A 24131-nucleotide genomic window follows, 5' to 3' on the forward strand; every position below is an offset into this window, starting at 1 on the left:
AAGGAGAGTCGTGCCATGGCCCAGACCGCCCAGACCAAGCCCACCGCCTGCCTGGTTCTTGCCGATGGAACGATTTTCTACGGCACCGGCTTCGGCGCCACCGGCCAGACCGTGGCAGAGCTCTGCTTCAACACCGCGATGACCGGCTATCAGGAAATCATGACCGACCCCTCTTATGCCGGGCAGGTGGTGACCTTCACCTTCCCCCATATCGGCAACGTCGGCGTGAACCCCGAGGATGACGAAACCGCCGATCCGGTCGCTGCCGGCATGGTGGTGAAATGGGACCCGACCGAGCCCAGCAGCTGGCGCAGCGCCGAACGGCTGACCGACTGGCTGGCGCGGCGCGGCCGCATCGCCATCGGCGGCATCGATACCCGCCGGCTGACCCGGGCGATCCGCCAGCAGGGAGCGCCGCATGTCGCCTTGGCCCATGATCCCGAGGGCAATTTCGACATCGCCGCCCTGGTCGCCGCCGCCCGTGGATTCTGCGGCCTTGAGGGGCTGGACCTGGCCAAGGACGTCACCTGCGCCCAATCCTATCGCTGGGACGAAATGCGGTGGGCCTGGCCCGAAGGCTATGCGCCGCAGACCGCGCCGGAGCATAAGGTCGTGGCGATCGACTACGGCGCCAAGCGCAATATCCTGCGCTGCCTGGCCAGCGCCGGCTGCGATGTCACCGTGCTGCCCGCCACCGCCACCGCGGCGGAGGTTCTGGCGCATAATCCCGATGGCGTCTTCCTGTCGAACGGCCCGGGCGATCCGGCCGCAACCGGCGGCTATGCGGTGCCGATGATCAAGGAAATCCTCGACAGCACCGATCTGCCGGTCTTCGGCATCTGCCTCGGCCACCAGATGCTGGCGCTGGCGCTGGGGGCGAAGACCGTGAAGATGAACCACGGTCACCATGGCGCCAACCACCCGGTGAAGGACCTGGAAACCGGCAAGGTCGAGATCACCTCGATGAACCACGGTTTCGCCGTCGATGCGCAGTCGCTGCCCGCCGGGGTGATCGAAACCCACCGGTCGCTGTTCGACGGGTCGAACTGCGGCATCCGCATGGCTGATCGGCCGGTCTATTCGGTGCAATACCACCCCGAGGCCAGCCCCGGCCCGCAGGACAGCTTCTATCTGTTCGAACGCTTCGCAACCGCCATGGCGGCGCGCAAGGAAACCGCCTGACCCGACGACGTGCAGGGGGCTTGGATGCCCCCTCATCAAAAATCTGCTCCTCCTCCCGGCACGTGCCAGAGGGCGCCCGCCCCCATTAACCTAGCGTTAACCGTCGCAGGGCAGCCTGTTGCCATCCCAGCAGATGCGGCAGGCGGTTGTGAGCAGACAGGAGTTTTCCGATCCCTTCCTCTTCGGGCCCTGGCCCGCGCGGGGGCCGCGCCGGCCGCTCGGCCGGTTTCTGATCGACCTCGGCATCATCACCCCCGGCCATCTGGCCGCCGCCCTGCACCTGCAGCGCCGGCACCGGCTGCGGCTGGGCGACGTGCTGATCGCCGAAGGCTGGGCGCGGCCGGCCGATATCCGCGCCGCCCTGGCCCAGCAACTGGGGATGCCGCAGGCCGATCTGCTGCGCCAGCCGCCCGACCCGCGCCTGCCCAGCCCACTGCCGCCGCCATTCTGGCTGCGCGCCAACCTGCTGCCCTGGCGTCGGATCGGGACGGAAACGCTGATCGCCTGCAGCGATCCGGAGGTCTTCGCCCGCCACCGTCCCCGGCTGGAGGCCGCCCTGGGATCGGTGCGCCCGGCACTGGCCGATGCCGCGCTGCTGGAACGCGCCATCGCCCGCCGCTTCGCCGGACCGCTGGCGGCGCGCGCCAGTCAACGGGTCGCCGCCGATCACTCCTGCCGCAACTGGGCACCGATGCGCCGCAGCACCGTCGGGCTGCTGCTGCTGATCGCCCTCGCCCTGCTGCTGCTGGCGCCCCGGGCGGCGCTGCTGCTGGCCTATGGCGCGGCCTTCGTCAGCCTCGGCCTGTTTCTGATCCTGCGCAGCACGGCAGCACTGGCGCATCTGCTGCACCGCCCGCCGACGCCGCGCCTGCCCGCCTGGGGAGACACCCGGCCGAAGGTGTCGGTCATGGTCGCGCTCTTCCGCGAGACCGAGATCGCCGGCGCGCTGCTGCACCGGCTGTCGCAGCTGACCTATCCCAAGGCGCTGCTGGAGGTGCTGCTGGTGCTGGAGGAACACGACGATACCACCCGCGCCGCCCTGACCCGCACCCGGCTGCCACCCTGGATCCGGATCGTCGAGGTGCCGGCCCATGGCGGGCTGACCACCAAGCCGCGGGCGCTGAACTACGCGCTGGATTTCTGCCGCGGCGAGATCGTCGGCGTCTGGGATGCCGAGGACGCGCCGCAGCCCGATCAGATCGAACGGATCGCGACCCGCTTCGCCCGCGCACCGGCGCGGGTGATCTGCCTGCAGGGCGCACTGGATTTCTACAACCCACGCACCAATTGGCGGGCGCGCTGCTTCACCCTGGAATATGCCAGCTGGTTCCGCATCGTCCTGCCCGGGCTGGCGCGGCTGAACCTGGTTCTGCCGCTGGGGGGCACCACCCATTACTTCCGCCGCGCCGCGCTGGAGGCCCTGGGCGGCTGGGACGCCCATAACGTCACCGAGGACGCCGACCTGGGGGTGCGGCTCTACCGCGCCGGTTACCGGGCGGAGATGGTCGGCACCACCACCTATGAGGAGGCCACCTGCCGCCCCTGGTCCTGGGTCAAGCAACGCTCCCGCTGGCTGAAGGGCTTCATGGTGACCTATCTGGTCCATATGCGGGCGCCGCGACGGCTGTGGTCCGATCTGGGGCCGCGCCGGTTTCTGGGGGTGCAGGCGTTCTTTCTCGGCACGCTGGGGCAGTTCCTGCTGGCGCCGCTGCTGTGGTGGATGTGGGCCCTGGCGCTGCGGCTGCCGCATCCGCTGGCGCCCCTGCTGACGCCGGAGACCACCCGGTTGCTGATCGGTCTGATGCTGGGAACCGAGGCGACGGGCATCCTCCTCGCCATGATCGCGGCGGCACGCAGCGGCCGCGCCGCGCTGTCGCCCTGGGCACTGGCGATGCCGCTCTATTTCCCGCTCGGTATCCTCGCCGCCTACAAGGCGCTTTGGGAACTCGGGCTCAATCCCTTCTACTGGGACAAGACCCGCCACGGCCAATCCCGCCCCGACGACCCGCAGGCGGCGCTGGAGCAGGAAGCGGAGATCAGCGGTTCCGCGACCGCTCGCGCGCGCCGGCGTCCTGCTGCAGGCGGGTCATGAAGGCGATGGAGATGTGATCTTTCAGCGCCTTTTCCGCCGCATCCTCGTCCCGCGCCTCGATCGCATCGACGATGCCGGAATGTTCGTTCTGGGCAATCTCGCCCCGCCCCTCCGCCGCCAGAGAGGTGTTGGCCATCAGCGCCATGGTCCGGTGCACCAGATCGAGTTGCTGCACCAGATAGCGGTTGTGCGAGGCCAGGTGGATCTGTTCGTGGAACCGCCGGTTCGCCCGCGACAGCGCCGCCGGGTCGCCGACCAGCGCATCGTCGGCACGCACCATCTCGCGCAGCACGCGGATTTCCTCCTCCGTCGCGTGGCGGGCCGCCAGCCGTGCCGCCAGCCCCTCCAGCTCGCGCCGCACCACGTAAAGCTCCGCCATCTGGTTGTGATCGAGCGAGGCGACGATCAGCGACCGGCCATCGCGTTCCAGCAGCGATTGCGTCTCAAGCCGTTGCAACGCCTCGCGGATCGGGGTGCGCGACATGCCGAAACGTTCCGCCAGCTCGCTTTCGACCAGCCGGTCGCCCGGCTTGTAGATGCCGATATCGATCGCGTCGAGAATCATCGAATAGGCGTCTTTCTGGGCGGGTTTGATCAGGCTCATGCGGGCTCGGTTCCGATTGCTTCGCCCTCGTGCATACAGGCTGGGCGCCGCCGCAATCAAGCGCAGCCTTGTCACAAGCCCCGAGCGGCGCATTGCCTCCGCCCCGCGAGAGGCATAGAGCTGGGACATGGTCAAACACGCATTCTCTCACATCAGCCACTGGGTCTTCGACCTCGACAACACGCTCTATCCGCCGCAGGCGCGGCTGTTCGATCAGATCGAGGTGCGGATGACGCAATTCGTCATGGAGACCCTGCGAGTGGAGCGGGCAGAAGCCGACCGGCTGCGCCGCACCTACTGGCAGCAATACGGCACCACGCTGGCCGGGCTGATGCGCGAACACGATCTGGACCCGATCCCCTATCTGGAAGCGGTGCACGACATCTCTCTCGATCACCTGGACCGCGACGCGGCGCTGGCCGAGGGCATCCGCGCCCTGCCGGGGCGGCGGATCGTCTATACCAACGGCTCCGCCCCCTATGCCGAGCGGGTCCTTGAAGCGCGCGGGCTGTCGGGCCTGTTCGACGCGATCTATGGCGTCGAGCATGCGGACTATGTCCCGAAACCGGAACGCGCCGCCTTCGAGACGATCTTCGCCCGCGACGGGGTGGTGCCGGACCGCGCGGCGATGTTCGAGGACGATCCGCGCAACCTGGCCGCCCCGCATGAGATGGGGATGCGCACCGTTCATGTCGCGCCCGAGCGGCACGAAGCCGATCACATCCATCATCACACCGACGATCTGGCAGAATTCCTGTCCCGGTTGATCTGACCCGGCGCGGGTCCGGCGGCGGAAACGGCAAGTGCGACAATTCGCGCCTTCAATCTGCGTCAGCATGTCCTACCTAGGCGCGATAGCTCAAACCGCATAGGCAACTCATGACCACTTCCGACCATCACGCCTCCGATCTTCCCAGCACCAAGGTTACGGTCTGGATCTTCGTCGCCGTGGCGATCTTTCTGGCCCTCTGGGGGACCTCGATCTTCCTGTTCGGCGTGCCCGGGCTCTATATCCCGGCGCTGGCGCTGGTGCCGGTGATGTATATCATCCTGGTGCTGATCTCGCGCGGCTAGCCGGCGCAACCAGCGCCCGCTGTCCGCCTCCCCGGACAGATTGGCATCTGGTCTCTGCCGCGGGGGCGGATTAACCTGCCCCCGATCCCGGCCGGAGAAAGACCATGACCGACAGCTGCGATATCCTGATTTCCGGTGGCGGCATCGCCGGGCTGACCGCCGCGGCGGTCTTCGGCCATGCCGGGTTCGACGTGATCTGCGTTGATCCGGCGCCACCGATCACCGACCGCGACGCCGAGGGCTCAGACCTCAGGACCACGGCCATCCTGCAACCCGGTCAGGCGCTGATGGCCGAGGCCGGCCTGTGGGATCGCCTCGCCCCCGAGGCGGCGGCGCTGCAGATCATGCGCATCGTCGATGCCGGAGGCGAAACGCCGACCCCGCGCGTCGTGCGCGATTTCAACGCCGCCGATATCTCGGACCAGCCGTTTGGCTGGAACCTGCCGAACTGGCTGCTCCGGCGTGAGCTCTCGGCCCATCTGGCCGGGCTCGCCAATGTCGATTACCGCCCCGGCACCGGCACCACCAGCCTGTTCACCCGCACGGCAGAGGCACGCGTCGGCCTCAGCGACGGCAGCCGGGTCAGCGCCCGTCTGGTGGTGGCGGCAGATGGCCGCAACTCTCCGATGCGGGAGGCCGCCGGCATCCGGGTGCACACCAGCCGTTACGGGCAGAAGGCGCTGGCGCTGGCGACCACCCATCCGATACCGCATGACAACGTATCGACCGAGATCCACCGCTCCGGCGGGCCCTTCACCCTGGTGCCACTGCCGGATTATCAGGGCAGTCCCTCCTCCGCGCTGGTCTGGATGGAGCGCGGGCCGCGCATTCAGGAGCTGCTGGAGATGGCCCCCGCCACGTTCGAGGCGGCGATGACCGAACGCTCCTGCGGGCTCTACGGGCCGCTCAAGCTCGCCTCCCGCCGCACGGTCTGGCCGATCATCAGCCAATGGGCCGAACGGATGGCGGGCGAGCGCGTGGCGCTGATGGCCGAGGCCGCCCATGTGGTGCCGCCGATCGGCGCCCAGGGGCTGAACACCTCGCTCGGCGATCTGCGGGCGCTCTACGATCTGGCGCTGGCCCGCCGCGACGGGCTGGGCGATGCCCAGATGCTGGACGCCTATCACAAGGCCCGCCATACCGAGATGATGGTGCGGGTGCGCGGCATCGACCTGCTGAACCGCGCCTCCATGGCCGAGGCGCAGCCGCTGCGCGACCTGCGCGCCGCCGGGCTCAACACGCTCTATTCGCTGCCGCCGGTGCGGCGGACGCTGATGCAGATGGGGCTGGGCGTGCGCTGACGCCGCGCGCCTAGCCGATCGGCCCGGGCCGGCGTTCCTCGCTCAGCACCACATTGGCCTCGACCTCTCCGGCCCCCGGCAGGGTCATGATCCGGCGCCGCAGCACCCGTTCGAAATCGGCCAGATCGCGCGCCACCACCCGCAACCGGTAATCGTAGCGTCCCAGCACGTGCTGGACCGTCAGAACCTCCGGGATGGCGGTGACCGCGCGTTCGAAATCGGCCAGGCTGACCCGGCCGTGATTGGCCAGCTTGATGCCGAGAAACACCGTCACACCGAAGCCGAGCGCCTCGCGGTCCAGATCCAGCCGGCGCCCGCGGATCACCCCGGCGTCTTCCAGCCGCTTCACCCGGCGCCAGGCCACCGGCTGGCTGATGCCCTGCCGCCGCCCCAGTTCGGCGGCGTTCAGCGTCGCATCCTCCTGCAGCGCCCGCAGCAGCGCCCGGTCGATATCGTCGAGATCGATCATATCGGCAATGTCTCCACATCCTTGATCGTCGCCACATGCATCAGCGCTTCGATCTCGGTGATATGCGGCAGGGTCAGGATGCGGCTGCGATATAGCTCCTGGTAATGCGGCATGTCGCGGGCCAGGACGGTCAACCGCACATCGACGCGGCCCAGAAAGGTCTGGATTTCGGACACTTCCGGCACCTCGCGGGCGGCAGCGATGAAGCGGTCGAAGGCCTGCGGTTCTGTCTTGTCGAGGCTGACGCGCAGCGACACCTCCACCGCGTAGCCCAGGGCATGCCAGTCGATCACCGCGCGCTGGCCCTTGAGCACCCCCAAGGCCTCCATCCGTTCCAGCCGCTTATAGGCCTTGGAGGCCGCCACCCCCGAGCTGCGCGCCAGATCGGCCACCGATTGCCGCGGGTCCGCCTGCAGATGGCGCAACAGGCGCCGATCGGTATCGTCGAGCATGATTTTTCCAAACTAAAGCCAGTTCTAGAATGATCCTCTAACAGACTGTCGGGAATATTCCAATTTCCATGCTGATTATCGCAACCGACAGGCGCATCTTGCGCTGGTCAACCCAAGAACCGGAGCAAATCCATGCGCGTTTATTACGATCGCGATTGCGACATCAACCTGATCAAGGACATGAAAGTGGCCATCCTCGGCTATGGCAGCCAAGGCCATGCCCACGCGCTGAACCTGCGCGATTCGGGAGCCAAGAACCTGGTCGTCGCCCTGCGCGAAGGCTCCGCCAGCGCCAAGAAGGCCGAAGCCGAAGGCCTGACCGTGATGGGCATCGCCGAGGCCGCCGCCTGGTGCGACCTGATCATGTTCACCATGCCCGATGAACTGCAGGCCGACACCTACAAGAAATACGTCCACGACAACCTGAAGGAAGGTGCCGCGATCGCCTTCGCCCACGGTCTGAACGTGCACTTCGGCCTGATCGAGCCGAAAGCCGGCGTCGACGTGATCATGATGGCCCCCAAAGGCCCGGGCCACACCGTGCGTGGCGAATACGTCAAGGGCGGCGGCGTGCCCTGCCTGGTCGCCGTGGCCAACGACGCCTCCGGCCGCGCGCTGGAAATCGGCCTGTCCTATTGCTCCGCCATCGGTGGCGGCCGCTCGGGCATCATCGAAACCAACTTCCGCGAAGAATGCGAAACCGACCTCTTCGGCGAACAGGCGGTTCTGTGCGGCGGTGTGGTCGAACTGATGCGCATGGGCTTCGAAACCCTGGTCGAAGCCGGCTACGCACCGGAAATGGCCTATTTCGAGTGCCTGCACGAGATGAAGCTGATCGTCGACCTGATCTATGAAGGCGGCATCGCCAACATGAACTACTCGATCTCGAACACCGCCGAATACGGCGAATACGTGTCCGGCCCGCGGGTTCTGCCCTACGAGGAAACCAAGGCCCGCATGAAGGGCGTTCTGACCGACATCCAGAACGGCAAGTTCGTGCGCGACTTCATGCTGGAAAACTCGGTCAACCAGCCGTTCTTCAAGGCGACCCGCCGGATCAACGACGAGCACCTGGTCGAGCAGGTTGGCAGCAAGCTGCGCGAGATGATGCCCTGGATCACCGCTGGCAAGCTGGTCGACAAAGCCAAGAACTGATCGGTCCGGCATCCCGGATCGCGAAAGGGGCCCTTGCGGGCCCCTTTTTGTTTGCCGCTATTTCTCGCGCCCGGCATAGCGTTCGCGCGCCTCCAGAATCTCCGGCACATTGGCGATCGCCCAGTCGCAGATCTGCCCCAGAAGCCGCGCGAATTCCCGGCCCAGCGGTGTCAGCTCGTATTCCACCCGCGGCGGCACCACCGGAAAAACCTCTCGCACGATCAGCCCGTCGCGCTCCAGCCCCCGTAGCGTCTGGGTCAGCATCTTGGGAGAAACCCCCTCAAGCCGCCGCTGCAGGTCGGTGAAGCGATGCCGCCCGCTGCGCAGCGCCATCATCGCCAGGTAGAGCCACTTGTTGCTCAGGACCTCCAGCACCGTGTGCGAGGGGCAGCTCCGACGGAACACATCGTAGGTGACGAAATCTCTGCTTTCCATGCGGTAAGTCTATACCCTCAAAGTGCGTTCTTCACAATCCATAGCCACTATCTCATGTATAGTGTCGGGCCCGGACAGGTCCGGGTTCCAGAGGTCCGCAACCGGACATCCGACAGGAGACCACATCATGAACCTGATTTCGCAAACCGCTTTCGGCGGGCCTGACGTGCTGCGCCTGAGCACCGCCCCCGACCCCGTCCCGGGCCCGGGAGAACTGCGCATCGCCATGGCAGCGGCCGGGATCAACCCGGTCGACAGTTTCATCCGTGCCGGGGCGCTGCCACTGTTGGGGCAGCCGCCGTTCCGCCTGGGCTGGGATATCGCCGGGCGGGTCGATGCCCTGGGGTCTGAGGTCTCCGACCTCGCCGCGGGCGACCGGGTGATGGGGCTGATCCGGTTCCCGGCAGAGGCCGGCGCCTATGCCGACAAGGTGATCGCCCCGGCGGCCGAGCTGGTCAGGACCCCGGCCGCGCTGAGCGATCTTCAGGCCGGTGCGCTGCCGCTGGCCGGGCTCACCGCTTGGCAGGCGCTGACCGACCATGCGGCGCTCCAGGCGGGGGAGCGCATTCTGATCCATGGCGGCGCCGGCGGAGTCGGCCATCTGGCCGTGCAGATCGCGCACGCATGCGGCGCCGAGGTCGTCGCGACCTCCAGCGCCGGCAAGAGCGCGGCGCTTCGGCAGTTCGGCGCGGATCGCGCCATCGACTATAACAGCGAAGACGCCGCTGCGGCCGGTCCGTTCGACGTGATCCTCGATCCCATCGGCGGCGCCCATGCCGACGCCTCGCTCAACGCGCTGGCAGAGGGCGGGCGGCTGATCTCACTGATGCCGCTGGAGCCCGCGACCGAAGCCCGGGCGCAGGCCGAAGGCAAGACCGCAAGCCGAATCACGGTCCGGCCCGATCCCGCCGGCCTGCAGGCGCTTGCCGGTCTCGCCGAAGCCGGCAAGCTCACCGTCCATGTCGCCGCGAGCTTCCCTCTGCGGGCGGCTGCGGAAGCGCATGCCGCGCTTGCCGCCCGCCCGGTGGGGAAAATCGTTCTGACGCCCTGAGATCGCGCGGACCGGAGCATCAGACGGCCCCCGACACGCCATCGGGGGCCTCTTAGATCGGCAAGCCCGGATCGGTCAGTACCGACCCAGCTTGATCTTCACCTTGCCCAGAACCTGCCCCTGGCCATCGATCGGTTTGATCGTCGCAGTATACATATTGTGGCGCCCGCCAGAGCAGGGGCCGATAAACCCGGGCGTCTTGAACTTGCCGGAGGCGCGGCTGGGTTTGTAGACGCGGACGCCATGCGGCAATTTCGCGGTCATCTCCGGCACCTGCGGCAGGGTGGCGCTGCTGCCCTTGACCGGGTAGAGCAGAATACCGTGCCCGCCGCCGCTGCTCAGCGGGCGGTAATCCCGATCGTCATATTCGACCAGAACCGCCACCGTGCCCTTTGGCAGACCACTCAACACGATCGGCGGCGTCAGGCCAGACCCGCCCTGCTGACCACATTGCGCGCCTTTCGGAATTGTCTTGCCGTTCCAGGGCGCCGCCAGCCCGGCGGTAAAATCGCCGGCCATCGCCGGCGTCGACAAAAGCAGCGCGAGAGCTGCGGACAGAATCCATTTCATCAATAAACCTTTCTGAACATGCAATGATCACCAAGATCTCAAGCGATACACAGCCGCGCGCATGGATCAATTCTTATCGCCTCCCCCAGATACCCGGCCCGGATCGGTTCCGCGGCCTCAGCAACCGCTCCGGCAGGCGGCGCGCCAAGGCATGCAGAATTCGCATTGCCGCTAACCACATGAGGTGACGGGGTTTTCTCCCCCTTGCCAAAGGCGTAACGCGCTCAAACGCAAGATTGGCCCGAGGAACGCGCCAAAAAACGAAACAAAATTACAAAATCGGAACCATGTCTGACACCTCTCTCGCCTCCGCCGATACTTCGGTCGTGAGCGTCCCGCCGAATGCCCCCCACAAGGTGCTGCTGGCCAGCCTGATCGGCACCACGATCGAATTCTTCGACTTCTACTCCTATGCCATCGCCGCCGTGCTGGTGTTCCCGGCCCTGTTCTTCCCCGGACAGGACCCGATGACCGCGCTGCTGGCCTCCTTCGCGACCTTCTCCATCGCCTTCTTCGCGCGCCCCTTCGGTGCCGTGATCTTCGGCCATTTCGGCGACCGCATCGGCCGCAAGGCAACGCTGGTCGCGGCGCTTCTGACCATGGGCATTTCCACCGTGATCATCGGCATCCTGCCGACCTATGCCCAGATCGGTGTCTATGCGCCGCTGCTGCTGGCGCTCTGCCGGTTCGGCCAGGGCTTCGGCCTCGGTGGCGAATGGGGCGGCGCCGTGCTGATGGCGACCGAGAACGCGCCGGAGGGCAAGCGCAGCTGGTACGGCATGTTCCCGCAACTGGGCGCGCCGGTCGGGCTGTTCATCTCGTCGGGCTTCTACTGGATCATGCTGCATGTGATCAGCGAGGACGATTTCCTCACCTGGGGCTGGCGGCTGCCGTTCATCGCCTCGATCCTGCTGATCGCGCTGGGTCTCTGGGTGCGGCTGACGATTTCGGAAACGCCGGAATTCGCCAAGGCCATAGAGAAGGAAGAGCGCGTTTCGGTGCCGGTGGCCGAGGTGTTCCGGTCGCACAAGCGCAGCCTGGCGCTGGGGACCTTCGTGGCGCTGGTGACCTTCGTGCTGTTCTACATCTGCTCGGCATGGCTGCTGTCCTATAACGTCAAGGTCATCAAGATCCCCTTCCTCGACGCGCTGAAGATCCAGATCTACGGCTCGGTCATCTTCGGGATTTCGATCGTGGTGGCCGGCAAGGTCGCCGACATGACCGGCCGGTTCAAGTTCCTGATCGTGGTCACCCTGCTGATCGGCCTGTTCTCCTTCACCCTGGCGCCGCTGATGTCGACCGGCGGCGAGGGCGGGATCTATGGCTTCGTCACCATCGGCATGTTCCTGATGGGGCTGACCTATGGCGTGATCGGCGCGGCACTGGCCGCCCCCTTCCCGACCCGGGTGCGCTATACCGGCTCGTCGCTGACCTTCAACTTCGCCGGCATCTTCGGCGCCTCGCTGGCGCCCTATGCGGCGACCTGGCTGCAGACCAACTACGGCATGGCCTATGTCGGCTACTACCTGCTGGCGGCCGCGGCGATCACGCTGTTCTGCATCCTGGCCATGGGGCGTGAAAAGGTCTGATCCCTCTCTTGTCCGATGGATCGAGGGGCGCCCCGGCGGGCGCCCCTTTTGTTTGCCCATCGCACAGACGGGACTGCGGCGCCGCACATTGCAATATCATAACACCTCCCCCATCTCCTCGCCCATGATGACCCAGAGCATCGACACCAGAGGGGGCCTGCCGCAGGACATGACGGCCCTCCTTCGGGAGTATCCGCGCGATACATGGCCGGATCACCCGAATTTCGCCGCCTCCATCGCCAAGTGGATGGGGGCCCATGCAACCTTCCGCGCCCTCGGCGAGGTGATCGTCGAGGATACGGAGCGCTTTCTGGAGAAAGAGATGGAGCAGGATCTGTATCTGCATCGCATCGGCCGGCACGGCAACGCGCTGGTCCACAGCCTGCACGGTCACCACACCTGGGAAGACCGCAAGTTCTTTCCCGAACTGGAGGCCGCCGATCCCCGGTTCACCGCCGGGCTGGAGATGCTGGAAGGCGATCACCTGGGCCTCGACGGGGTGCTGGACAGCTTCACCCGTGCCGGCAACCGGATGATCCAGCTGGAGGTGCTCGACCCCACGCAGCTGCGTGACGAGGCTGGCAAGGTGCTGGGCGAGGCGCGGACCATCCGCCGGTTCCTCGACCGCCACCTGGCGGATGAGGAGGATCTGGCGGTGCCGATCCTGCTGCATCACCGGCTGCGCGGCTAAGCGCCACGCAAACCATCCACATATAATCCACAGCACAACCCCCGGGATTCACGCAAAATCCCGGGGGCCACATTGATTTTAGTAAAACTGTTGGCGATACCCGCGCTCAGGCCGAGACCGCCTCGCTCACCGCATCGACCACGCTGTCAACGGTCTGCGTCAGCAGCGCCTCATTCTCGCATTCCGCCATGACCCGGATCAGCGGCTCGGTTCCCGATTTGCGGATCAGCAGACGCCCCTGCCCCTCCAGCGCCTGTTCGGCGGCGGAGATCGCGGCCTGAACGCTGCCAAGCTCCAGCGGGGCCTGCCCCGCGCCGAAGCGCACGTTCTTCAGCAGCTGCGGCACCGGCTCGAACTGCTGCGCCAGCACGCTGGCCTTCTGGCCTGAGCGCAGCATCTCCGCCAGGAAATGCAGCCCGGCCATCAGCCCGTCGCCGGTGGTGGCATGATCGGTCATCACGATATGGCCCGACTGTTCGCCGCCGAGGTTGAAGCCGCCGGCGCGCATCCGTTCCACCACATAGCGGTCGCCGACCCCGGTGCGCTCCAGTCCGATGCCACGACCGGCCAGGAACCTTTCCAGCCCCAGGTTCGACATCACCGTCGCCACCAGGGCGCCGCCGGACAGCACGCCGTCCTCGGCCCAGCGGGCCGCCAGCAGCGCCATCAGCTGGTCGCCATCGGCAACCCGGCCGGTTTCGTCGATCAGGATCACCCGGTCGGCATCGCCGTCCAGGCAGATACCCACATCGGCGCCATGGGCCACCACGGTTTCGGCCGCGATGCGCGGCTGGGTCGATCCGCAGCCGGCGTTGATATTGTGACCGTCCGGGCTGACCCCCACCGGCACCACATCGGCGCCCAGTTCCCACAGGATCTCCGGCGCGGCGCGATAGGCGGCCCCGTTGGCGCAATCCACCACCACCTTCAGCCCGTCGAGCCTGAGATCGCGCGGCAGCGAGGATTTGACCCGCTCGCCATAGCGGAACCGCGCATCGTCGATCCGCTTGGCGCGGCCGATATTGCCGGCCTGCGCCGGCTCCACCCCGGCCTCGATCAGCGCCTCGATCTCGATCTCCGCCTGATCCGACAGCTTGAATCCGTCGGGGCCGAAGAACTTGATGCCGTTATCCTCGGCCGGGTTGTGGCTGGCGGAGATCATCACCCCCAGATCGGCGCGCATCGAGCGGGTCATCAGCCCGACGCAGGGCGTCGGCACCGGCCCCAGCAACAGCACGTTCATGCCGGTCGAGGTCAGCCCGGCGGTCAGCGCGTTTTCGAACATGTAGCCCGACAGGCGCGTGTCCTTGCCGATCACCACCCGATGGGCGCTGCCACGATCACGGCGGAAATACCGACCCGCCGCCGCCCCGATCCTGAGCGCCATATCCGCCGTCATCGGGGCGGTATTGGCCCTGCCCCGTACACCGTCGGTTCCGAAAAGTTTCCGCATACGATCCCCCAAAGAGCTTCGTGCTAGCCGCGTGCCGCCTGCCACAGGCGCACCGCCTGAGTTGTATCCGCCACATCGTGCACACGCAGAATTTGCACGCCCTGGGCGAATCCCGCAAGCCCGACCGCGATGGATCCCGGCGCCCGCGCCGCCGGATCGGGCGCCTGACCGATATGGCCGATGAACCCCTTGCGCGACACCCCCAGCAGGATCGGGCATCCCAGCCCGTGAAACAGCGCCATCCCCTGCAGCAGCGTCAGGTTATGCGCCCGGGTCTTGCCAAAGCCGATGCCCGGATCGGTGACGATGCGCGCGCGCGGGATACCTGCGGCCTCGGCCCGGGCGATCTGCGCCGCCAGGAAATCGTAAACGTCGAGCAGAACGTCGTCATACTGCGGGTCCTGCTGCATCGTCTCCGGATCGCCCTGCGAATGCATCACGCAGACCGGCGCCTGTTGCGCGGCGCAGAGCGGCACCAGCTCCGGATCGAAGGTGAAGCCGGACACATCGTTGATCAGATCGCCCCCGGCCTCCAGCGCCGCCCGGGCCACTGCCGCCTTGCGGGTGTCGACCGAGATCGGGATATCGCTTTCCACCCGCAGCGCCGCGATCACCGGCGCGGTGCGGGCGATTTCCTCCTCCACCGGCACTTCGGCGGCGCCGGGCCGGGTGGATTCGCCGCCAATATCGAGGATCGACGCCCCCGCCGCGATCATCGCGCGGGCATGGATCAGCGCCGCCTCCGGCGCGTTGTGGCGGCCGCCATCGGAAAAACTGTCCGGCGTGGTGTTGAGAATGCCCATGATCTGCGGCCGATCCATCGCCAGCCCCGCCACCGGCGCCCGCGGCGCGGTCAGCGGCTCCAGCTCATGCTCCGGGACCTCCCAGACGGGAATGACGCTGGGCGCCTGCCCCCGGGCCAGCGCCTCGACATGGGTGAACCAGAGCGGCCCACCGGCCAGCGGCACGGCGTCTTCGGGACGGGCGGCACCATGCTGCACCAGCGGCCGGTAGTAGAAGGTCACAGCCGTGCCTCCGTCACCGGCAGGGCGCGCAGGGTGACGCCGGTATCCGCCGGCAGTGCCGCGCCGATCACCAGAAGCTCCTCGGCCGCGAAGGTGGTGGCGAACCAGGCCGCCAGCGCCACCGGATCATGCGGGTCCGATGGCCCGTCCACCGCGTCGAGCACGATTTTCGACGGCGCCCAGACGCAGATCTGCCCGTGCCGCATCGCCCAGTCGAGCTCGGTCCGGGTGGCCACCACCACACAGCGCGGATCGCGGGCGGCCAGCACCCAGGCGTTCTGCTCAATCGCCAGCAGATCGATCCGGCGCTGGGTCATGCGATGATGGGTCTGCGGCGCCGGCACCGAAGGCGCCCCGACACAGAGGATCGGCGGACGTCCCCCTGCGCCCAGCTGATCGAGCCAGCCGGAGAGATTGTCCGAGGCGATCGCCGCGTTCGACAGGAACACCAGACGCGGATGCGGCCGGTCGTCATCCGCCGGCTGCAGCGCCCCATGCGCGACCTGGTCGCGGGCACGGACGATCTCCACCCCCAGCGCGCCGGGGCCGCGATCCAGTTTTTCGATACGAACGAAAACCCTTACCGCCTGAGGTTCAAGCAGGATGCGTTCCGCGATCCGCTCCGCCAGGGTTTCCAGAAGATTGAGCCGCTCGGCCGCCAGCTCATGCTGGATCGCCTCGGTCACCTTGTCATAGGAGAGGATGCGGTCGACATCGTCGTCGATCGGGCCGGTCAGCGGCTGCACCTCGACCACCACGTTGAAGGCGACCCGCTGGGTGGTGCCGCGCTCGGCCTGAAAAGCGCCGATCTCGACCTCGACCACATGATCGCGCAGGGAAATCCGGTCCAGCGGACCACGCGGCGCAGTGGCCTGCGCCCGTTCGATGGGATGGGCGAAGGCGAGACGGGTTTCGGTGCTCATGGGCTGGGGCCTCTGGTCGGTCTTGGATCAGCGGAGGATTACGCTGTCGCCGCCCTTCTAACAGGCCCAAGGGCGGCGCACCAGCGCCGGAAAACGGCGCCCTGGCTCAGTTGCTGGACGCGGTCCGGTAATTGTGGCGATAGAACAGGTGGTCACCGATCTTCGCGGTCCGGGTATAGACATTGGCCCAACGCGGTTTCACCGCCAGCGTGTGGTAGTGGGTGGCCCCGTCGGTCAGATTGCCGGCGAAGCCGTCCATGATGGCACGGGCCACTTTCGAGACGCGCTCAAACGCCTGGGGTTCGCGGATCACCTCGGCCCGGCCGTCGCAGGTATAGGTGAACTGGCACTGATACCGTTTGCCGGTACCCTGGCGGATCACACCACAGAGCGTATCGGGATAGCGCGCGCTGCGGACCCGGTTCATGATCACTTCGGCGACGGCGAACTGGCCCTTCACGGTTTCGCCGCGGGCCTCGAAGTAGAGCGCCTCGGACAGGCAGCGCCAGTTGTCACCGCCCTCGGCCTCCGGCTGGGCATCGAGCCAGGCCTTGGAGAAGCTGAAGTCCGGCGTCTTGCCCTTGGAGCGTTTCGGATGCGCGGCGGTCAGCAACGACTTCAGATGCTGATCGGGCATCGCGCCCAGAGCGGACTGCTCGCGCTTGAAGAGGTTCTTCAGGCCGGTATCGGCGGACACGGTACACGGCAGGAGCACCGTACAAAACACTGCGGCAGCAGCCAAAACAGTTTTCATCTTAAACCCCACTACACTGGTTTGGCGCCAAACCTCCCCAGGTAAGCGCAGGGGGTCCCTTAGACCAGATTGATCAAAAGGTCCAGTTCTGCCCAAATCACGGGCAGTTTACGAACGTCACAACGCCCGTTCCGGTGCCTATCCCCTCTCAAGCGAGGGGCTGTAACCCCCTTATTTCAGGGGATTTTCGCCGGACCCACCCCAATTTTCTCGGCAATCGCCAACTGAGCGGCAGCCAGCCGAGCGACCGGAACCCGGAACGGCGAGCAGGAGACGTAATCGAAGCCAGCCTCGCGGCAAAAAGCGATTGATTCGGGGTTACCGCCGTGTTCACCGCAGATCGACACAGTCAAGCCCGGATGTGCCGCCCGCCCCCGTTCCGCGCCAAGTTTCAGAAGCTCCCCCACCCCGTCGATATCGAGCACATGGAACGGGTCTTCGGCGAAGACGCCCTTGTTGACATAATCCGACATGAAGCGGCCGGCGTCGTCGCGCGACAGCCCGTAGGTCATCTGGGTCAGGTCGTTGGTGCCGAAGCTGAGAAAGGCCACGTTCGGCGCGATCTCGGCGGCGCGCAGAGCGGCGCGCGGCGTCTCCACCATCACTCCCAGGCGATAGGTAAAGTCCCGGCCGCGCTGCGCCCGAACCGTCGCGGCGACGGAATCGATCCGCCCCTTGATCAGCTCCACCTCGCGCTTGGCGCTGACCAGCGGGATCATGATCTCCGGCACGATCGGAGCGCCGGCGGCGCCGCTTTCCAGCGTCGCTTCGAAAATGGCGCGCGCCTGCATCTCGTAGATCTCGGGCACAGTCACCCCCAGCCGCACGCCGCGCAGGCCCAGCATGGGGTTGTATTCGGCCATCGCCTCGATCCGCCGGGTCACGTCCGACACCGGCAGGTCCAGCGCCTCGGCCAGTTCCCTCTGGCCCGAGCGGGTCGCCGGCAGGAATTCGTGCAGCGGCGGGTCGAACAGGCGGATACAGACCGGACGGCCTTCCATGATCTTGAAAAGCTGAATGAAATCGTCGCGCTGCATCGGCAGTAGCCGAGCCAGCACCTCGGCCCGGCCGGAGCTGCTGTCGGCGAAGATCATCTCGCGCATCACCGTCAGCCGACCGGGTTCGAAGAACATATGTTCGGTCCGGCAGAGCCCGATCCCCTCAGCGTCGAAGTTGTGGGCGGTGCGCGCATCGGCCGGGGTATCGGCATTGGCCCGCACCCCGATGTCGCGGCAGGTATCGGCCCAGCCCATCAGGGTCTGGAACGCATCGTCCAGCGCCGCCTCCAGCATCTCCGGCTCTCCGGCGAGGATTTCCCCGGTGCTGCCGTCGATAGTGATCACGTCGCTTTCGCGCAGGATCCGCCCCGCCGGGGTGCGCAGCATCTTGTCGCGGGTGTTGAAGGTCAGCTCCGATGCGCCGACGATGCAGGGCAGGCCCAGACCGCGACCGATCACCGCCGCATGGCTGGTCATGCCGCCCTTTTCGGTCAGCACCCCGGCGGCGGCATGCATGCCGCGCACATCCTCCGGCGCGGTTTCCCGGCGCACCAGGATGCAGGCCTCGCCCCGCGCGGCGCTGGCCTGTGCGGCGGCGGCGGAAAAGACGATACGGCCGGTCGCCGCCCCCGGGCTGGCGCCGATGCCGGTTGCCAGCACCTCTCGCGCGGCGTCCGGCGCCACCTGACGGTGCAGCAGCTCGCTCACCGAATGGGCGTCGACCCGCATCACCGCCTCCTCCGGCGGGATGATGCCGTCCTCGGCCAGCCGCACGGCGATCCGCACAGCCGCCCGCGGGCTGCGCGGCACCCGCACCCCGTCGAGGATATGCACCTCGCCGTTCTGGATGACGAATTCCACCTGCATCTCTTCGCGCAGCCGGCGCCGCATCAGCGCCGCGTCGCGTTTGAGCGCCTCAAAGGCCTCCGGCGCCAGCTCCTCCAGCGAAGGGCCGCGCGGGTCCTTCTCCAGATAGATCGCCGCCGCCCCGGCCCCCAGCGCCTCGCGGCCCTGGCTCTGGCTCAGGTAACGGCCGGTGATCTGCGGCAGCCCGGTGACCGGATCGGCCAGCTGCAACACGCCGGAGCCGCATTCGCCCTGGCCGAGCCCCGGGATCATCTCCTGCACCACCAGCCCCAGGCCGGCATCCGCCGGCGCCCCCTTGGCCTGACGCAGCAACCGGGCCGAAGTTCCCTCCCAGGCCCGCGCCATCGACCGCAATACACCGCGCAGCTGGTCGCTGCGCGACTGCGGAAAGGGTTCGTCGGCCTCGTCCTCATAGGCCCGCAGCATCCGCTGCAGCCCCTTGGGGCTTTCTACCGGGTCGCCGTCGAAGACATCCGGATCGAGCCGCGCCACATGGGTGGCGTAGGCCTGCACGAAGCGGGAATAGAGCGCCGCCGCCGCCCCCGGCCCCAGACGCTCCGACAGGCAACGGTATTGCGCGTCGTTCATGCCGATGTTCAGAACCGCCCCCGGCCCGCCCCAGTCGGGATCCTCCGACGACGGCCGCACACAGAGCAGCGCCTCCTCGCCGAACTGCGCATCCACCTGGGCGATATCCGGCATCTGCCCCGCCGCGATCCGTTTGACCGCCTGAAAGGACAGCGCCACCGTGCGCGGCACCGGCAGATCCAGCCGGACCAGACGCTGCAGGCATTTCGCCCGCCCGCCATGCCGGTTGGCCGCGAGCGCCGCATCGGAGGTGATGAGAAGGATGTCGGGATTATTCTGCACTGCAGCACCTATCGCTATGCAGGCAGCATAGACCCGGTATGCGCAGGCGCAAGGGGTCTCTGAGCCGATCTGCCCCGGTCAAAGCCCCACCCCGGCCCCCTCCCGGCACTGTACTGACGGGCACGGGCGGGCAGCGGCGCCCTCCCCCACGCATCGCACCGGGGAGGGATCGGCAAAGACCGGGCCGGATCAGCCGCCAACGCGGGTCAGATCGGCCACCTGGGCGCAGACCCGGCGGATCTGGTTCAGCAGATTCAGCCGGTTGCGCCGCAGGATCTCGTTCTCGGCGTTGATCTGCACCGCCTCGAAGAAAGCGTCGATCGGGCCACGCAGGGCCGCCATCGCCGCCATCGCCGCCGGGAAATCCTCGGCCGCCATCGCCGGCGCGATCTTCGCCTCGGCCGCATCGAGCGCCGCGAAGAGCGCGCGTTCGCTGTCGTCCTCGGCGAATTTCGGATCGGCGCCGAAGGCATATTCGACCCCGTCCTTTTCCTCTGCCTGGCTGAGGATGTTGTTGGCCCGCTTGAAGCCCTGAAGCAGGTTCTCGCCCTCGTCAGTGGCCAGCACCTCCGACAGCGCCCGGGCCCGGGTCACCAGCAGCAGCAGATCGTCGTTGCCCGGCATCGCCAGGCAGGCGTCGATCACATCGTGACGGATGCCTTCCTTACGCAGGTGCACCTTCAGCCGGTCGTGGAAGAAGGCCAGCAGATCGGCGGCGATCTCCGGGTAATCGGTGGCCTGCGGATCGACCGTCTGATTGACCATGCCGGCCTCGAACAGCCCGGTCAGCGGCAGCCGCAGCCCGTTGTCGAGGATCAGCCGGATCACCCCCAGCGCGGCACGGCGCAGCGCGAAGGGGTCCTTCGACCCCGTGGGTTTCTCGTCGATGGCCCAGAAGCCGGTCAGCGTGTCGAGCTTGTCTGCCAGCGCCACGGTGACTGAGACCGGCGCGGTCGGCACCGCGTCCGAGGGGCCGAGCGGCGAATAATGCTCTTCGCAGGCGGCGGCGACCGCGGCCGGCAGGCCGGCAGCCTCGGCGTAATAGCGCCCCATCAGCCCCTGCAGTTCGGGGAATTCATAGACCATCTCGGACGACAGATCGGCCTTGGCGACCTCGGCCGCCTGGGCGGCCATATCCGCATCCGTGCCGACCACCGGGGCCAGTTCCCGCGCCAGCAGGGCAATCCGCGCGATCCGCGCCTTCTGGCTGCCCAGCTGGTTGTGGAAGGTCACGTTTTCCAGCCGGTCGGTCCAGGCGGTGAGCCCCTGATGCTGCGCCACCCGCAGGTCGTTTTCCCAGAAGAACTTGGCATCGGACAGCCGCGCCGACAGCACCTTCTGATTGCCCGCCAGCACGGTCTTGCCGTTATCGGCGGTCTCGCGGTTGGCGACGGTGACGAAGCGCACGATGCGGCCGGTCTTGGGATCGCGGACCGAGAAGAACTTCTGATGCTCTTTCATCGAGGTCTGCAGCACCTCGGGCGGCAGCGCCAGGAAATCGGCGCCGATCTCGCCCATCAGCACCACCGGCCATTCCACCAGGCCGGCGACCTCGGCCAGCAGCCCCTTGTCCTCGACTACCTCCAGCCCGGCGGCAAAGGCCATGTTGGTGGCTTCCTGCCAGATATGCTCGGCGCGCTCCTCGGCCGACAGCAGCACACAGGCGCGTTTCAGCTTGGCGGCGTAATCCTCGAACCCGCTGACGGTAAAGGCAGCCGGCGCCATGAAGCGGTGACCGCGGGTGATGTTGCCGGCGACGATGCCGTCCACCTCCATCGGTACCACGCTGGCCCCCGCCTCATCCGACAGGATGCAGAGGATCGAATGCAGCGGCCGCACCCAGCGCAGCGATCCCGCGCCCCAGCGCATCGACTTCGGCCAGGGGAAGGTGCGGATGGTGTCTTCCAGCACCTCGGCCACGATCTCGGCCGCCGGGCGGCCGGGCTTGGTCAGCGTGGCGAAATAGACCGCGCCCTTCGGCGTGTCGCGCTCCTCCAGCTGATCGCGGGTCAGCCCGGCGCCGCGCAGAAAGCCTTCGATCGCCTTCTCCGGCGCACCGACCTTGGGGCCCTTGCGCTCTTCGGTCAGGGTCGGCGAATGCGCCAGCAGCCCCTCCAGCGCCAGCGTCAGCCGGCGCGGGGTGTGAAAGGCAGCCGCCCCGGCATAGGTCAGACCGGCCTCGACCAGACCGTCGGTGACGCGCTTTTTCAGATCCTCGGCGGCGCGCGCCTGCATGCGGGCCGGGATTTCTTCGGAGAAGAGTTCGATCAGAAGGTCGGGCATCGGATGTCCTCGGGGCGGTTCGGGCGGCGGCGCCCGTGGGGTGTTGCAGTCAAATCGGTCTTGCGGCGGTCGCGGCCCGGCGGTGTCATGATCCGCCCTCTTTCGGCGGCGGCGGGCAATCCTCGCCCACCGGGGTGCCGTCATAGGCCTTGCGACCGCAATGGTTCAGCTCGTGCCAGGCCCAGCCCCGCCCGTCGGGGGCGACGGCGACGACCCGGTCGACGCCATAGGCGATGTTCTTGGCCGAGAGGTAGATATGGATGCGGCCGGCTTCGAGCCCCGCGCCGATCTCCTCGGCATCGAAGCAATCGAACCAGCCCGGCGCGACCAGCGGCTCGCCCCCGGCGACCGGGGCATAGCGGGCGGCCAGATCGGCATCGCGGAGCGGCGTGGTGAAACAGGCGCGATAGCGGATCGGCGAGCTGTCGGCGTCGATCGCCTGGAAATCGGCGTAGGGAATGACCTCTGCATGCCCGTCGGCGGCCACCACCAGCTGCACGTCGCGGCCCGGCTGCGGCTCCACCCGGTAGTAATAGCCGTAGACCTGCAGATAGTAGATCGCCCCGCCCGCCACCAGCGCGCAGAGAACGATCAGCGACGCCACGAACTTGCCGTTCATGCCCACACCTCCGATCCGGGCTGCCGCTTGGCGCCGCCGGCGGCAGATGCTAGGCACGGCACATCCAGGCGGAGGACCCGAGCGTGGACAGCGCATTTCTCATCAAATTCGCAGGGGCGATCTTCGCGATCATGAACCCCTTCGTGAACCTGCCGATGTTCCTCGGCCTCACCTCCGACATGGCGCCGGGGCCGCAACGCCGCGCGGCGCTGATGACTGTGGGCTACAGCGCCGTCCTCTGCGCCGTGGTGGCGCTGGCCGGCACCGAGATCCTGACCTTCTTCGGCATCAGCGTGGCGGATTTCCGAACCGCCGGTGGCGTCGTGCTGCTGATGATCGCGCTCGGCATGCTGAACGGCCGCGCCGGCGCCGCGCATCACGGGACGGAGGCGGAGAAAGCCGCCAACGAGGATCGCGAAACCGTCGCCTTCTACCCGATGGCCTTCCCGATGCTGGTGGGCCCTGGCACCATCGCCACGATCATCATGTTCACCGGCCAGGCCAAGGGCAGCGGCGATTACCTCGCCATCGGCCTGGTGCTGACCGGCGCGCTGCTGGCGCTGGCCATCGTGTTCTACTTCGCCGCCAATATCGGCCATCTGATGTCCCAGACCCTGCGCACGGTGATGATCCGGCTGATGGGCATGATCCTGGCCGCCATCGCGGTCGACATGATCGCGGGCGGGCTCAGGACGTTGCTGCCGGGTCTGGCATAGGGCGGCGCGGGCCGGGGTCATGCCGCCTCGTACCCTCCGGCCTCGGTCTGCACGAAGGCATCGGCGCATTTCTTCGCCAGCGCCCGCACCCGGCCGATATAAGCCTGGCGTTCGGTGACCGAGATCACCCCGCGAGCGTCGAGCAGGTTGAACAGATGGCTGGCCTTGATGCACTGGTCATAGGCGGGATGTGCCATGACGATGCGCTTGCCGGTCTTCGGATCCATCGCTGGCTGCGACAGGATCGCCTCGCATTCCGCCTCGGCTTCCTCGAAATGCTTCAGCAGCATCGCGGTATCGGCCACGTCGAAGTTCCAGCGGCTGTATTCCTGCTCGGTCTGGCGGAAGACATCGCCGTATTTCAGCGCGATCGGCGCCTGCGGATCGTTGAACGGCATGTCCATCACATGGTCGATGCCCAGAACATACATCGCCAGACGCTCCAGCCCGTAGGTCAGCTCGCCCGAGACCGGGTGACAGTCATGGCCGCCGACCTGCTGGAAATAGGTGAACTGGCTGACTTCCATGCCATCGCACCAGACCTCCCAGCCCAGCCCCCAGGCGCCGAGCGTCGGGCTTTCCCAGTCGTCTTCGACGAAGCGGATGTCATGCAGTTCCATGTCGATGCCGATGGCTTCGAGACTGCCCAGATACAGCTCCTGCAGATCCGGCGGGCTGGGTTTGATCAGCACCTGATACTGGTAATAATGCTGCAACCGGTTGGGATTCTCGCCATAGCGGCCATCGGTGGGACGGCGCGAGGGCTGCACATAGGCCGCCGCCCAAGGCCGCGAGCCGAGCGAGCGCAGCGTCGTGCCCGGATGGAAGGTGCCGGCACCGACCTCCATGTCGTAGGGCTGCAGCACCGCGCAGCCGCGCGCGGCCCAATAGCTCTGCAGCCGCAGGATGATTTCCTGGAAGGAACGTGGGGGCGTGGGTTTTTCGGTCATCTGCCGCT

23 protein-coding genes are annotated in these 24131 nt (G+C 67.1%); 10 read left to right on the forward strand and 13 right to left on the reverse strand.

Annotated features, from left to right (window positions below):
• Window positions 1-15 precede the first annotated feature (15 nt).
• Window positions 16-1182 (forward strand): glutamine-hydrolyzing carbamoyl-phosphate synthase small subunit, encoded by a 1167-nt coding sequence (gene carA, locus QO033_RS09610; protein ID WP_284480751.1) that lies wholly within the window; start codon window positions 16-18, stop codon window positions 1180-1182.
• Window positions 1183-1330: 148 nt separating this feature from the next.
• Window positions 1331-3274, forward strand: a complete 1944-nt coding sequence (locus QO033_RS09615; RefSeq protein ID WP_284480752.1) for a glycosyltransferase — start codon at window positions 1331-1333, stop codon at window positions 3272-3274.
• Here QO033_RS09615 and QO033_RS09620 read toward each other — a convergent pair.
• A complete protein-coding gene (locus QO033_RS09620; protein WP_284480753.1) occupies window positions 3219-3878 on the reverse strand; it encodes a GntR family transcriptional regulator in 660 nt (219 codons plus the stop codon). The genes QO033_RS09615 and QO033_RS09620 overlap by 56 nt on opposite strands.
• Window positions 3879-4005: 127 nt before the next feature.
• On the opposite strand from QO033_RS09620, the gene QO033_RS09625 reads away from it, so the two are divergent.
• The 3 genes from QO033_RS09625 to QO033_RS09635 all read left to right on the forward strand — a co-directional run bounded on the left by QO033_RS09625 (window position 4006) and on the right by QO033_RS09635 (window position 6253).
• The gene (locus QO033_RS09625) at window positions 4006-4650 is read left to right on the forward strand and encodes a pyrimidine 5'-nucleotidase (RefSeq protein WP_284480754.1); all 645 of its coding nucleotides are present in this window, start codon (window positions 4006-4008) and stop codon (window positions 4648-4650) included.
• Window positions 4651-4757: 107 nt separating this feature from the next.
• Complete coding sequence (locus tag QO033_RS09630) at window positions 4758-4952, forward strand: hypothetical protein (RefSeq protein ID WP_284480755.1); 195 nt, start codon at window positions 4758-4760, stop codon at window positions 4950-4952.
• A 104-nt stretch (window positions 4953-5056) separates the two neighbouring features.
• Window positions 5057-6253 (forward strand): UbiH/UbiF family hydroxylase, encoded by a 1197-nt coding sequence (locus QO033_RS09635; protein ID WP_284480756.1) that lies wholly within the window; start codon window positions 5057-5059, stop codon window positions 6251-6253.
• 10 nt (window positions 6254-6263) lie between these two features.
• On the opposite strand, the gene QO033_RS09640 is transcribed toward QO033_RS09635, so the two are convergent.
• Entirely contained in the window at window positions 6264-6722 is a 459-nt protein-coding gene (locus tag QO033_RS09640) for an Lrp/AsnC family transcriptional regulator (RefSeq protein WP_284480757.1), read from the reverse strand.
• A complete protein-coding gene (locus tag QO033_RS09645) occupies window positions 6719-7174 on the reverse strand; it encodes an Lrp/AsnC family transcriptional regulator (protein WP_284480758.1) in 456 nt (151 codons plus the stop codon). Before QO033_RS09645 ends, QO033_RS09640 begins: the two co-directional genes overlap by 4 nt.
• 132 nt (window positions 7175-7306) lie before the next feature.
• Here QO033_RS09645 and ilvC point away from each other — a divergent pair, with 132 nt between their 5' ends.
• On the forward strand, window positions 7307-8329 hold the full coding sequence (gene ilvC / locus QO033_RS09650; RefSeq protein WP_284480759.1) for a ketol-acid reductoisomerase: 1023 nt from the start codon (window positions 7307-7309) through the stop codon (window positions 8327-8329).
• 57 nt (window positions 8330-8386) lie between these two features.
• On the opposite strand, the gene QO033_RS09655 is transcribed toward ilvC, so the two are convergent.
• Window positions 8387-8764: a winged helix-turn-helix transcriptional regulator gene (locus QO033_RS09655; protein WP_284480760.1), complete on the reverse strand. Its 378-nt coding sequence runs from the start codon at window positions 8762-8764 to the stop codon at window positions 8387-8389.
• A gap of 127 nt (window positions 8765-8891) precedes the next feature.
• Here QO033_RS09655 and QO033_RS09660 point away from each other — a divergent pair, with 127 nt between their 5' ends.
• Window positions 8892-9815 carry an NADP-dependent oxidoreductase gene (locus tag QO033_RS09660; protein WP_284480761.1) on the forward strand — a complete coding sequence of 308 codons (924 nt, stop codon included), beginning with the start codon at window positions 8892-8894 and terminating at the stop codon, window positions 9813-9815.
• A gap of 75 nt (window positions 9816-9890) precedes the next feature.
• Here QO033_RS09660 and QO033_RS09665 read toward each other — a convergent pair whose 3' ends face one another.
• Window positions 9891-10385: a YbhB/YbcL family Raf kinase inhibitor-like protein gene (locus tag QO033_RS09665; RefSeq protein ID WP_284480762.1), complete on the reverse strand. Its 495-nt coding sequence runs from the start codon at window positions 10383-10385 to the stop codon at window positions 9891-9893.
• 287 nt (window positions 10386-10672) lie between these two features.
• Between QO033_RS09665 and QO033_RS09670 the strand changes: the two genes are divergently transcribed.
• Together QO033_RS09670 and QO033_RS09675 are read left to right on the forward strand one after the other, a co-directional pair.
• Complete coding sequence (locus QO033_RS09670; protein ID WP_284480763.1) at window positions 10673-11974, forward strand: MFS transporter; 1302 nt, start codon at window positions 10673-10675, stop codon at window positions 11972-11974.
• A 169-nt stretch (window positions 11975-12143) separates the two neighbouring features.
• Window positions 12144-12665 carry a hemerythrin domain-containing protein gene (locus tag QO033_RS09675; protein WP_284480764.1) on the forward strand — a complete coding sequence of 174 codons (522 nt, stop codon included), beginning with the start codon at window positions 12144-12146 and terminating at the stop codon, window positions 12663-12665.
• 106 nt (window positions 12666-12771) lie between these two features.
• On the opposite strand, the gene glmM is transcribed toward QO033_RS09675, so the two are convergent.
• The 7 genes from glmM to QO033_RS09710 all read right to left on the reverse strand — a co-directional run bounded on the left by glmM (window position 12772) and on the right by QO033_RS09710 (window position 22457).
• The gene (gene glmM, locus QO033_RS09680; RefSeq protein WP_284480765.1) at window positions 12772-14118 is read right to left on the reverse strand and encodes a phosphoglucosamine mutase; all 1347 of its coding nucleotides are present in this window, start codon (window positions 14116-14118) and stop codon (window positions 12772-12774) included.
• 23 nt (window positions 14119-14141) lie between these two features.
• Window positions 14142-15143, reverse strand: coding sequence for a dihydropteroate synthase (folP, locus tag QO033_RS09685; RefSeq protein ID WP_284480766.1), 1002 nt, complete (start codon window positions 15141-15143; stop codon window positions 14142-14144).
• Complete coding sequence (locus QO033_RS09690; RefSeq protein WP_284480767.1) at window positions 15140-16066, reverse strand: dihydroneopterin aldolase; 927 nt, start codon at window positions 16064-16066, stop codon at window positions 15140-15142. Before QO033_RS09690 ends, folP begins: the two co-directional genes overlap by 4 nt.
• 106 nt (window positions 16067-16172) lie before the next feature.
• Window positions 16173-16820 (reverse strand): cell wall hydrolase, encoded by a 648-nt coding sequence (locus tag QO033_RS09695; protein ID WP_284480768.1) that lies wholly within the window; start codon window positions 16818-16820, stop codon window positions 16173-16175.
• Between the two features lie 176 nt (window positions 16821-16996).
• Window positions 16997-19555 (reverse strand): putative PEP-binding protein, encoded by a 2559-nt coding sequence (locus tag QO033_RS09700; protein WP_321170044.1) that lies wholly within the window; start codon window positions 19553-19555, stop codon window positions 16997-16999.
• Window positions 19556-19744: 189 nt separating this feature from the next.
• Window positions 19745-21982 (reverse strand): glycine--tRNA ligase subunit beta, encoded by a 2238-nt coding sequence (gene glyS / locus QO033_RS09705; protein ID WP_407682107.1) that lies wholly within the window; start codon window positions 21980-21982, stop codon window positions 19745-19747.
• Window positions 21924-22457, reverse strand: coding sequence for a DUF6446 family protein (locus QO033_RS09710; RefSeq protein WP_284480770.1), 534 nt, complete (start codon window positions 22455-22457; stop codon window positions 21924-21926). Before QO033_RS09710 ends, glyS begins: the two co-directional genes overlap by 59 nt.
• Window positions 22458-22540: 83 nt before the next feature.
• On the opposite strand from QO033_RS09710, the gene QO033_RS09715 reads away from it, so the two are divergent.
• Window positions 22541-23173 (forward strand): MarC family protein, encoded by a 633-nt coding sequence (locus QO033_RS09715; protein ID WP_284480771.1) that lies wholly within the window; start codon window positions 22541-22543, stop codon window positions 23171-23173.
• A gap of 17 nt (window positions 23174-23190) precedes the next feature.
• On the opposite strand, the gene QO033_RS09720 is transcribed toward QO033_RS09715, so the two are convergent.
• Window positions 23191-24123 carry a glycine--tRNA ligase subunit alpha gene (locus tag QO033_RS09720; protein WP_284480772.1) on the reverse strand — a complete coding sequence of 311 codons (933 nt, stop codon included), beginning with the start codon at window positions 24121-24123 and terminating at the stop codon, window positions 23191-23193.
• Between the last annotated feature and the right edge of the window lie 8 nt (window positions 24124-24131).

Source organism: Pseudodonghicola flavimaris (genome assembly GCF_030164425.1).
Taxonomy (GTDB): Bacteria; Pseudomonadota; Alphaproteobacteria; order Rhodobacterales; family Rhodobacteraceae; genus Pseudodonghicola; species Pseudodonghicola flavimaris.

Bases quoted from the DNA above. Each gene is read 5' to 3' on its own strand.
- QO033_RS09665 (WP_284480762.1), bottom strand. From the start codon at position 10,385: ATGAAATGGATTCTGTCCGCAGCTCTCGCGCTGCTTTTGTCGACGCCG.
- QO033_RS09670 (WP_284480763.1), top strand. From the start codon at position 10,673: ATGTCTGACACCTCTCTCGCCTCCGCCGATACTTCGGTCGTGAGCGTC.
- QO033_RS09690 (WP_284480767.1), bottom strand. From the start codon at position 16,066: ATGAGCACCGAAACCCGTCTCGCCTTCGCCCATCCCATCGAACGGGCG.
- QO033_RS09655 (WP_284480760.1), bottom strand. From the start codon at position 8,764: ATGGAAAGCAGAGATTTCGTCACCTACGATGTGTTCCGTCGGAGCTGC.
- glyS (WP_407682107.1), bottom strand. From the start codon at position 21,982: ATGACGGCACCCCGGTGGGCGAGGATTGCCCGCCGCCGCCGAAAGAGG.
- QO033_RS09720 (WP_284480772.1), bottom strand. From the start codon at position 24,123: ATGACCGAAAAACCCACGCCCCCACGTTCCTTCCAGGAAATCATCCTG.
- glmM (WP_284480765.1), bottom strand. From the start codon at position 14,118: ATGCGGAAACTTTTCGGAACCGACGGTGTACGGGGCAGGGCCAATACC.
- QO033_RS09635 (WP_284480756.1), top strand. From the start codon at position 5,057: ATGACCGACAGCTGCGATATCCTGATTTCCGGTGGCGGCATCGCCGGG.
- QO033_RS09645 (WP_284480758.1), bottom strand. From the start codon at position 7,174: ATGCTCGACGATACCGATCGGCGCCTGTTGCGCCATCTGCAGGCGGAC.
- QO033_RS09675 (WP_284480764.1), top strand. From the start codon at position 12,144: ATGACGGCCCTCCTTCGGGAGTATCCGCGCGATACATGGCCGGATCAC.
- QO033_RS09710 (WP_284480770.1), bottom strand. From the start codon at position 22,457: ATGAACGGCAAGTTCGTGGCGTCGCTGATCGTTCTCTGCGCGCTGGTG.
- ilvC (WP_284480759.1), top strand. From the start codon at position 7,307: ATGCGCGTTTATTACGATCGCGATTGCGACATCAACCTGATCAAGGAC.
- carA (WP_284480751.1), top strand. From the start codon at position 16: ATGGCCCAGACCGCCCAGACCAAGCCCACCGCCTGCCTGGTTCTTGCC.
- QO033_RS09660 (WP_284480761.1), top strand. From the start codon at position 8,892: ATGAACCTGATTTCGCAAACCGCTTTCGGCGGGCCTGACGTGCTGCGC.
- QO033_RS09625 (WP_284480754.1), top strand. From the start codon at position 4,006: ATGGTCAAACACGCATTCTCTCACATCAGCCACTGGGTCTTCGACCTC.
- QO033_RS09695 (WP_284480768.1), bottom strand. From the start codon at position 16,820: ATGAAAACTGTTTTGGCTGCTGCCGCAGTGTTTTGTACGGTGCTCCTG.
- QO033_RS09620 (WP_284480753.1), bottom strand. From the start codon at position 3,878: ATGAGCCTGATCAAACCCGCCCAGAAAGACGCCTATTCGATGATTCTC.
- QO033_RS09640 (WP_284480757.1), bottom strand. From the start codon at position 6,722: ATGATCGATCTCGACGATATCGACCGGGCGCTGCTGCGGGCGCTGCAG.
- QO033_RS09630 (WP_284480755.1), top strand. From the start codon at position 4,758: ATGACCACTTCCGACCATCACGCCTCCGATCTTCCCAGCACCAAGGTT.